The sequence below is a fragment of the Gallibacterium salpingitidis genome, from assembly GCF_001678495.1.
GTDB classification, from domain to species: Bacteria; Pseudomonadota; Gammaproteobacteria; order Enterobacterales; family Pasteurellaceae; genus Gallibacterium; species Gallibacterium salpingitidis.
On sequence record NZ_JTJL01000004.1, the window covers coordinates 39,184 to 48,677 of the forward strand.

At 39.2% G+C, this 9,494-nt stretch carries 8 protein-coding genes; 7 read left to right on the plus strand and 1 reads right to left on the minus strand.

Annotated features, from left to right (window positions below; all coding sequences use genetic code 11):
- The first annotated feature begins 17 nt into the window (after positions 1–17).
- The 7 genes from rbsC (at position 18) to QS62_RS01480 (ending at position 7,562) form a co-directional block, all read left to right on the plus strand.
- Positions 18–992, plus strand: a complete 975-nt coding sequence (rbsC, locus tag QS62_RS01450) for a ribose ABC transporter permease (protein WP_066104816.1) — start codon at positions 18–20, stop codon at positions 990–992.
- Positions 993–1,027: 35 nt separating this feature from the next.
- Complete coding sequence (gene rbsB, locus QS62_RS01455) at positions 1,028–1,906, plus strand: ribose ABC transporter substrate-binding protein RbsB (RefSeq protein ID WP_066104819.1); 879 nt, start codon at positions 1,028–1,030, stop codon at positions 1,904–1,906.
- Positions 1,907–1,987: 81 nt separating this feature from the next.
- Positions 1,988–2,917 carry a ribokinase gene (rbsK, locus tag QS62_RS01460; RefSeq protein WP_066104821.1) on the plus strand — a complete coding sequence of 310 codons (930 nt, stop codon included), beginning with the start codon at positions 1,988–1,990 and terminating at the stop codon, positions 2,915–2,917.
- A gap of 35 nt (positions 2,918–2,952) precedes the next feature.
- On the plus strand, positions 2,953–3,948 hold the full coding sequence (locus QS62_RS01465; RefSeq protein ID WP_066104824.1) for a substrate-binding domain-containing protein: 996 nt from the start codon (positions 2,953–2,955) through the stop codon (positions 3,946–3,948).
- 137 nt (positions 3,949–4,085) lie between these two features.
- A complete protein-coding gene (locus tag QS62_RS01470; RefSeq protein WP_066104826.1) occupies positions 4,086–5,126 on the plus strand; it encodes a TAXI family TRAP transporter solute-binding subunit in 1,041 nt (346 codons plus the stop codon).
- Positions 5,127–5,128: 2 nt separating this feature from the next.
- On the plus strand, positions 5,129–5,626 hold the full coding sequence (locus QS62_RS01475) for a DUF1850 domain-containing protein (protein ID WP_082966107.1): 498 nt from the start codon (positions 5,129–5,131) through the stop codon (positions 5,624–5,626).
- A complete protein-coding gene (locus QS62_RS01480; protein ID WP_066104828.1) occupies positions 5,592–7,562 on the plus strand; it encodes a TRAP transporter permease in 1,971 nt (656 codons plus the stop codon). Before QS62_RS01475 ends, QS62_RS01480 begins: the two co-directional genes overlap by 35 nt.
- 130 nt (positions 7,563–7,692) lie before the next feature.
- Here the strand turns inward: QS62_RS01480 and tkt are convergent.
- The coding region (gene tkt, locus QS62_RS01485) for a transketolase (RefSeq protein ID WP_066104836.1) at positions 7,693–9,494 on the minus strand (1,802 nt) is incomplete at its 5' end.

Genomic DNA, 9,494 nt, shown 5'->3' on the forward strand with positions numbered 1-9,494 from the left:
CCAAGAAAGGATGTATTATGGCTACCCCAACTACAACTTCACAATTCAATTTAAAAGAGTTTTTAATTGAACAACGTTCAATTATTGCACTATTGGTATTAATCGCCATTGTTTCTACGATTAGTCCACATTTTTTTACTATTGATAACTTGCTCAATATCTTACGCCAAACTTCGGTCAATGCGATTATTGCCGTCGGTATGACTTTCGTTATCCTAACAGCTGGTATTGACCTTTCTGTTGGTTCGATTTTGGCGTTAACTGGCGCTGTCGCTGCTTCATTAGTAAATTTAGAACTACCTATTTTTGTTGTTATTCCATTAGTTTTACTTTTTGGTACCTTACTTGGCGGCATCAGCGGTGTCATTATCGCGAAAGGGCAAGTACAAGCGTTTATTGCTACTTTAGTCACTATGACATTACTTCGTGGTGTCACTATGGTTTACACTGATGGTCGCCCTATTAGTATCGGTTTCTCTGATACAGCAGATTATTTTACTTTCCTCGGTACTGGCTATCTCTTTGGCATTCCTTTCCCAATTTGGTTAATGGTCATTATCTTCGTCATTGCTTGGTATTTACTAAAACATACCCCTATCGGTCGTTATATTTATGCACTCGGTGGCAATGAATCTGCAACACGTTTATCTGGTATCAATGTGAATAAAGTAAAAATCTTTGTTTATGCCGTAAGCGGTTTTTTAGCCACTGTTGCTGGTTTAATCGTTACTTCACGTTTATCGTCAGCACAACCGACAGCAGGTGTTTCTTATGAATTAGATGCCATTGCCGCAGTTGTTGTTGGTGGTACAAGTTTAATGGGCGGTAAAGGTCGCATCACTGGTACATTAATTGGGGCATTAATCATTGGCTTCTTAAATAATGCACTTAACTTATTAGATATTTCGTCTTACTACCAAATGATTGCTAAATCTATTGTTATTTTACTTGCTGTGCTTACAGATCATTTCTGTAGTCGTAAATCAGCATAACTTGTTTACTCAACCCCTATCAAAGGAGAAATCTTATGAAAAAACTTACTTTTCTTGCTTCTGCTCTCGTTTTAAGTTCACTTGCTAGCAATGTAGCATTAGCAAAAGACACTATCGCACTTGCAGTATCTACCCTTGATAATCCTTTCTTCGTAACCTTAAAAGAAGGTGCGGAAAAAGAAGCACAAAAATTAGGGTATAACTTAGTTGTATTAGATTCTCAAAACGACCCGTCAAAAGAACTCGCTAACGTTGAAGACATTACTGTACGTGGCGCAAAAGTGCTATTAATCAACCCAACTGATTCTACCGCTGTCGCTAATGCAGTACGTGTTGCGAATAAGAAAAAAATTCCAGTTATTACTTTAGACCGCGGTGCAGCACAAGGTGATGTGGTTAGCCATATCGCTTCAGACAACGTAGCTGGCGGTAAAATGGCGGGTGACTTTATTGCTGAAAAATTAGGTGACAAAGCGAAAGTTATCCAATTAGAAGGTATTGCAGGAACTTCTGCTGCACGTGAACGTGGTGAAGGTTTCAAACAAGCAGTAGCAGTACATAACTTCCAACTTCTTGCTAGCCAACCAGCTGATTTCGACCGTACTAAAGGTTTGAACGTAATGGAAAACTTATTAACTGCTCAACCTAGTGTACAAGCCGTCTTCGCTCAAAATGATGAAATGGCATTAGGTGCTATTCGAGCTATTCAAGCAGCGAATAAAAATGTTTTAATCGTTGGTTTTGATGGTACAGATGACGGTGTAAAAGCAGTGAAAAGCGGCAAACTAGCTGCAACTATTGCCCAACAACCTGATTTAATTGGCGCATTAGGGGTACAAACTGCAGATAAAGTTATCAAAGGTGAAGCTGTAGAAGCGAAAATTCCTGTACCTTTAAAAGTTGTAACAAAATAATTTCTATTAGAATAAACGGGTGGAAACACCCGTTTACTCACTCAAATCAGCTGTATTTATTTGAATCCAAGGAGTCGTATTATGTTCGCAGCCAAAACATTAACCGTTCTCGGTAGCATCAACGCTGATCACGTTATCCATGTTCCACATTTTCCACAACCTGGTGAAACCCTCTCTGGCAATCATTACCATATCGTCTTTGGTGGAAAAGGGGCAAATCAAGCCGTTGCCGCAGCTCGTTTAGGTGCTAGTGTTAATTTTATTGCTTGTATCGGTGATGATGATATTGGGCTGCAAATGAAAAAATCTTTTCAACAACAAGGTATCCATACTGAAAGCATTACCACTATTGCCAATGAAATGACTGGTATTGCAATGATTCAAGTAGCGGCAAGTGGCGAAAATAGTATTGTAATTTCAGCTGGCGCCAATGCTCATCTTAATACGCAATTAGTACAACAATTTAAACAGCAGCTAACAGAAGCGGATGCATTATTAATGCAACTGGAAACCCCGTTAGAGGCAGTTATCTATGCTGCAAAAACTGCTCGTCAAGCAGGGAAACAGGTGATCCTCAATCCAGCACCAGCCCAACCTTTACCAGACGAATTGTTATCTCAACTTACGATGATTACCCCGAATGAAACCGAAGCAGAGATCTTAACTGGGATTAAAGTGATTGATGAACAAAGTGCCGCGCAAGCCGCTGCTATTTTTCACCAAAAAGGAATTGAAACTGTCCTTATTACATTAGGAGCCAAGGGCGTTTTTGTCAGCCACCAGCAACAACAAGCAATTATTCCTGGTTTTCGTGTTACCGCAAAAGATACCACTGCAGCAGGCGATACTTTTAATGGTGCTTTAGTTACTGCGTTACTGGAAGATAAATCACTCGATCAAGCAATTCAATTTGCTCATGCTGCCGCAGCAATTAGCGTTACTCGTTTAGGTGCACAATCTTCAATTCCAACTCGTCAAGAAACGCTCGATTTTTTAGCTGCTACTAAATAAAATGGACTGACTCATTAAGCTGTAAGGAGCGATGTATGGCAACGATGAAAGATATTGCAAGGATTGCAAAAGTATCTACTTCCACTGTTTCTCACGTTATTAATAATAGCCGTTACGTTAGTGACGAAATGCGAGAAAAAATTATGAAGGTGGTTAATGAGTTAAACTACACGCCTTCAGCTGTTGCCCGTAGTTTAAAAGTCAAAGAAACAAAAACCATTGGTATGCTGGTAACGGCAACCAGCAACCCGTTTTTCGCCGAAGTAGTTGCAGGCGTGGAACAATATTGCAATCAACACCAATATAATTTAATTATTTCGAGTACCGACGGTAACGAAGAACGCTTGCAACAAAATATCCAAACCCTAATTCAAAAACAGGTTGATGGCCTATTGTTAATGTATTCGGACGCCAGAAATGCGATTGTTAAACAGCTAAATGTGCAATTACCGATGGTGATTATGGACTGGTGGCCTACCGCAATGAATGCCGATAAGATCTATGAAAATTCTGAATTTGGTGCTTATTTGGCAACCAAAACTCTAATTGAACAAGGTCACGAAAAAATCGCTATTATTACCGGTAAATTAGATAAGTCACTCGCAAGTAATCGTTTAATTGGTTATCAAAAAGCATTACAAGATGCCCATTTAACCAGCCATCCTGATTGGATTATCGAAAGCCATTTTGATTTTGAAGGTGGTGTCGAAGGAATGAAAAAATTGTTGCAATGCGCTGAAAGACCAACAGCTATTTTTGCTTGTAGCGACACGATTGCCGTTGGTGTTTATCAAGTTGCTTGGCAAAATGGTTTACGTATTCCAGAAGATATCTCTGTTATTGGTTACGATAATATTATGCTTTCCCAATACTTAACACCACCACTCACTACCATTCATCAACCAAAAGCAGAATTAGGTAAATTAGCAGTTGAAACGTTATTACAGCGAATCAAAGCACCAGAACAAGAATACAAAACATTAATGCTTGAACCACAATTAATTGAGCGACAATCAATTAAGAAACTTTAAGCCTTTAGATTATTTCATTCCTGACTAAATTGTGATCAACCCCACAATTCAAATCACACATACTTGCATATTTATGCAGTAACATTTATTTTACAATTTCATTTACCTTCCATAACACAACATAGGGATCACTCAATATGGCAAACTTTAAAACTCTTCTACTCTCCTCACTTTTGGTTTCTTCTGTCGCTCTTGTTGGTTGTAATGATGAAAAAGAAAAACCGGCAACCAATGCCGCGGCGAATACTTCAGAACAAGCAGCACCAGCTCCAGCACCTGCTGCTGAAAGTGCACCAAAATTAGCAACTAAATTTGTAACCATTGCAACTGGTGGCGCATCAGGCCCTTATAACATTATCGGCACAACTTTAGCTGAAGTTTATTCAACAGATTTAAAAGCAAACTCAAAAACACAAACTACCGGTGCTTCAGTAGAAAATATCAATCTACTTAACAGCAAAAAAGTAGAAATGGCATTCGTTATGCGTGATGCTCTAAGTGATGCTGTTAATGGTTTAGGTAGTTTCGAAAACAAGAAAATTACCACTGTAAGTGAATTAGCAGGTCTTTATCCAAATTTCGTACAAATCATTACTTCGAAAAAAACTGGTATTAAAACCATTGCTGATCTGAAGGGGCATCGTGTAGCGACCGGTGCACAAAATTCTGGTGTAGAAGTTAATGCACGTAAATTACTCGCTGGTTTTGGTATCACTTACAACGATATTACCGTTGATTATCTTGGTTATGCTGAAGCTGTTGATGCACTTAAAGCGGGACGTATTGATGCAGCGTTCCTCACCAGTGGCTTACCAAATTCATCATTAATGGAATTACAACAAGGCTTTGATCTCCAACTAGTGAGTATTCCAAAAGAAGGTGCGGAAAAAGTAATGCAAGAATATCCTTATTTCACTTCAATGGTTATTCCTGCCGGTACTTATAATAACGCTGAAGATGTGCAAACAATCGCTATTCGTAATGCACTAATCGTACGTTCAGATCTTAGCGATGATGATGTTTATCTTCTTACGAAAACCTTTTTTGAAAGCTTAGATAAATTAAAAGCTTCTCACCAAGCAGCAAAAGATATTAATTTGGAAGAAGCACAAAAAGGCTCAATTGCGCCATTACATCCAGGTGCAAAACGTTACTATGATGAAATGAGCAAAAAATAATAATGAAAAAAGTGTATAAGATCGCTGCTGTCCTGATATCTATTTCAGTTGTGATCTTTACTATTCAATTCGACACGATCTATCTGCAATTTGCTGAGAAATCGTGTCGTTTACCAACCAATCAGTTTACATTGCAGTGGAAACATTCCGTCGAAAAGCAATTATGGCAAGAACATTATTCACAACAGGGTAATGTGCTAGTTTTAGACAAAGTATTCCAACAAACTTTTGGTGCAGGCTCACCTGCTGATGGCGAAAAAATTCCAGCACCTGATGGTTTTGTTGGTTTTAAGAAACAGATCTTATTGCCAAAAATTGATTGGCTAGTTTCATCTAATATGCAAGGAGTCCTATTTTCTGACGATTTTATACTTCCCGTTTATCAACTCGTCCCTGATTACAGCGAGATAAAAATTATTCCAATAAAACAAAATCTGATTTCTTTTTTATTAGGAGTGAAATGCGATGTCAAACCTCGAACACACAACACCAACCAATAACTATCAAGAGATTCTCGAAAAATACGATAAAGAATCCGTCACCAAATCGGTCAAATCGCAATGGCAAAAATATATTATTACCATCATTGCTGTCGCTTATTCGTTATTTCATCTCTATATTACGTTTTACCCAATGCCAACTTTATTACAACGTGCACTACATGTTGGAATTGGGGCGTTACTGATTTTTCTGATCTATCCAGCCAGTAAAAAATATAGCAAAAACGGTATTATGTGGTTTGATTGGATTTTAGGAATTTTAGCGCTCATTACTGCTGGTTATCTCTGTTATGAATATGAAGCGTTAATGACTACTCGCGGCGGTATTCCTAATGAAAATGATATTATCTTTGCGATTATTACGACTTTAATTGTGATTGAAGCTGCCCGTCGGCTAACAGGTTATGTTTTAATTATTTTTGCTTTACTGTTTTTACTCTATCCATTTATCAGTTCAATGGATTTTATGCCTGATCGCTTACTCACACGTTATTACGACATTGGCGATATTTTCGGACAACTCTATTTGAAAACAGAAGGATTATACTCTTCCGCTATTGGCGCTTCGGTTAGCTTTATTTTCCTCTTTATTTTATTCGGAGCATTCCTTGCCAAATCAGGAATGGGGAAATTATTTAACGACCTAGCGCTTGCCCTCGCTGGTAGCCGTCAAGGCGGCCCTGCAAAAGTCGCCGTTATTTCAAGTGGTTTTATGGGAAGTATCAACGGTGCCGCAGTAGCAAACGTAGTGAGTACAGGCGCTTTCACCATTCCATTGATGAAAAAAATCGGTTATCAACCTAATTTTGCTGGTGCGGTAGAGGCAAGTGCTTCAGTTGGTGGTCAAATTTTACCGCCGATTATGGGGGCCAGTGCTTTTATTATGGCAGAAACGACTGGAGTAAAATACAGTACGATCGCATTAGCTGCTTTATTGCCAGCACTGCTTTATTACATCAGCGTCATTGCACAAGTCCACTTTCGCGCAGGTCGTCGTAATTTAAAAGGCTTAGCAAAAGATCAATTACCGCAACTGAAACTGGTAATGAAAGAGCGCGGTCATATGTTTATTCCGATTATTGCCTTAATCGTCTTCTTAATTGAGTCAGTACCAGTCGGTTATGCCGCGACCTATACCATCTTGATCACTATTGCGATTAGCTGGTTACGCAAAGAAACTCGTATGGGCGTAAAAGAGATTATTGAAGCGTTAGAAGATGGTGCTAAACAATCATTGCCAGTAATGGCGGCTTGTGCGGTTGTAGGGATTATTATTGGTGTTGTAAACCTTACCAGTTTCGGTACGGTAATGACATCTTACATCGTTACTTTCGGTGCAGGATCTCTATTGCTTACCCTAATCTTAACAATGTTAGCTTCTATTGTTTTAGGTATGGGGTTACCGTCAATTCCAGCCTATATCATCACTGCAACAATGGCAGCACCAGCATTAGCTGACTTTAACATTCCACTATTAGTTAGCCATATGTTTGTATTTTATTTTGGTATTTTCGCCAATATCACTCCTCCTGTGGCACTTGCCTCATTCGCTGGCGCAGGAATTGCTGGTGGAGATCCAATGAAAACAGGCTGGCAATCATTACGTTTAGCATTAGCCGGATTCATTATTCCGTTTATCTTCGTTTACAACCCTAGTATGTTGATGATTGATATTCATAATGCCGCGATTACTGCAAACTCATTCCCATTACCGGCTATTAGTGAAATTATCTCTGTCTGTATTACTTCAATTTTAGGGGTAATTGGCTTATCTGCCGCGGTTGAAGGTTACTTTAAACACAATATCAATCCAGTCTTTAGGGTAATTTTAGCTATCGGCTCGGTACTATTAATTTCCCCTGAATTTATTTCAGATATTATTGGTATTGTTATTTTGGCAGTGATGTTGTTAATTAATCTTAAGCAAAAAGCCTAAAAATCTAACATATAATTAATTGATACTATATCACCTAAATTTGCCAAAATTTAGGTGATTCACTAATAAAAAACCCTTTTTAATCATAAAGATAAGAAGGGTTTTAAATTAATTATACTCTAGAAAAAAACTATAAAATTTCTTTTGCTTTCGCTACAACGTTCTCTACAGTAAAGCCAAACAGTTTAAAGAGTTCTCCCGCCGGTGCAGATTCACCAAAACGGTTCATACCCACAACACGTCCGGCTAAACCAACATATTTGTACCAGAAATCGCTAATTCCAGCTTCCACAGCAACACGTTTTGTCACGCTGCTTGGTAATACGCTTTCTTTGTAAGCTTCGTCTTGTTTGTCAAAGACATTAGTGCTTGGCATAGATACCACGCGAACTTTATGTCCTTCAGCAGTTAATTGCTCTGCTGCTTTCACTGCCAATTCCACTTCCGAACCTGTCGCAATGAAAATCAACTCTGGTGTCCCTTCACAATCTTTTAAGATATAAGCACCACGTCTGACATTCGCTAATTGTTCCGCTGTTCTTGCCATTTGTGTTAAGTTTTGACGAGTGAAGATTAACGCACTTGGTCCTTCCTTACGCTCTACCGCAGCTTGCCATGCAATCGCAGATTCAACTTGGTCACATGGACGCCAGGTTTCAAGATTTGGAATTAAGCGTAATGCCGCAGTTTGTTCTACCGGTTGGTGTGTCGGACCATCTTCCCCTAAACCAATGGAATCGTGAGTATAAACATAAAGCACTCGTTGTTTCATTAAGGCAGACATACGAACCGCATTATGGGCATATTCCATAAACATTAGGAAGGTTGCACCATAAGGAATAAAACCACCATGTAAAGCAATACCGTTCATAATCGCTGACATACCAAATTCACGAACTCCGTAGTTGATGTAGTTACCATCTACCACATTCGCACGTAATGGTTTTGAACCTGACCATAAGGTTAAGTTAGACCCTGCTAAGTCCGCAGAACCACCTAAAAATTCTGGCAATAAATGCGCATAAGCTTCAATCGCATTTTGTGATGCTTTACGGCTCGCTATATTCGCTGGATTTGCTTGTAATTTTTCAATAAAGGCTTGAGATTCCGCTGCCCAATTCGCCGGTAATTCCCCCGCTAAACGACGGCTTAATTCTGCCGCTAATTCTGGGTAAGCCGCTTGATAAGCCGCAAAACGTTTATTCCATTCCGCTTCTTTCGCCGCACCTTGTTGTTTTGCATCCCATTCCGCATAAATCTCTGCTGGAATTTCAAATGGTGCATATGCCCAACCTAAATTTTGACGAGTTGCCGCAATTTCTTCTTCACCTAATGGTGCACCATGGCAATCGTGAGAATTGGATTTATTTGGTGAACCATATCCAATAATGGTTTTACAGATAATTAAACTTGGTTTACTGGTTTCTGCTTGCGCCGCTTCAATCGCTGCTGCAATCTCTGCCGCATTGTGGCCATCTACCGCTGGCACAACATGCCAACCATACGCTTCAAAACGTTTTTGTGTATCATCGGTAAACCAGCCATCTACATGACCATCAATCGAAATATTGTTGTCATCATAGAACGCAATTAATTTACCTAAGCCTAATGTCCCCGCTAATGAACACGCTTCGTGTGATACCCCTTCCATTAAACAACCATCACCTAAAAAGACATAAGTATGGTGGTCAATAATGTCATGACCTGGACGGTTAAATTGGCCGGCTAAGGTTTTTTCGGCAATCGCCATTCCTACCGCATTGGTAATACCTTGGCCTAATGGACCTGTGGTAGTTTCTACGCCCGGTGCATAACCATATTCTGGGTGACCTGGAGTTTTTGAATGTAATTGACGGAATTGTTTTAAATCTTCAATTGATAAATCGTAACCGGTTAAATGCAATAGGCTATAAATCAACATTGAACCATGAC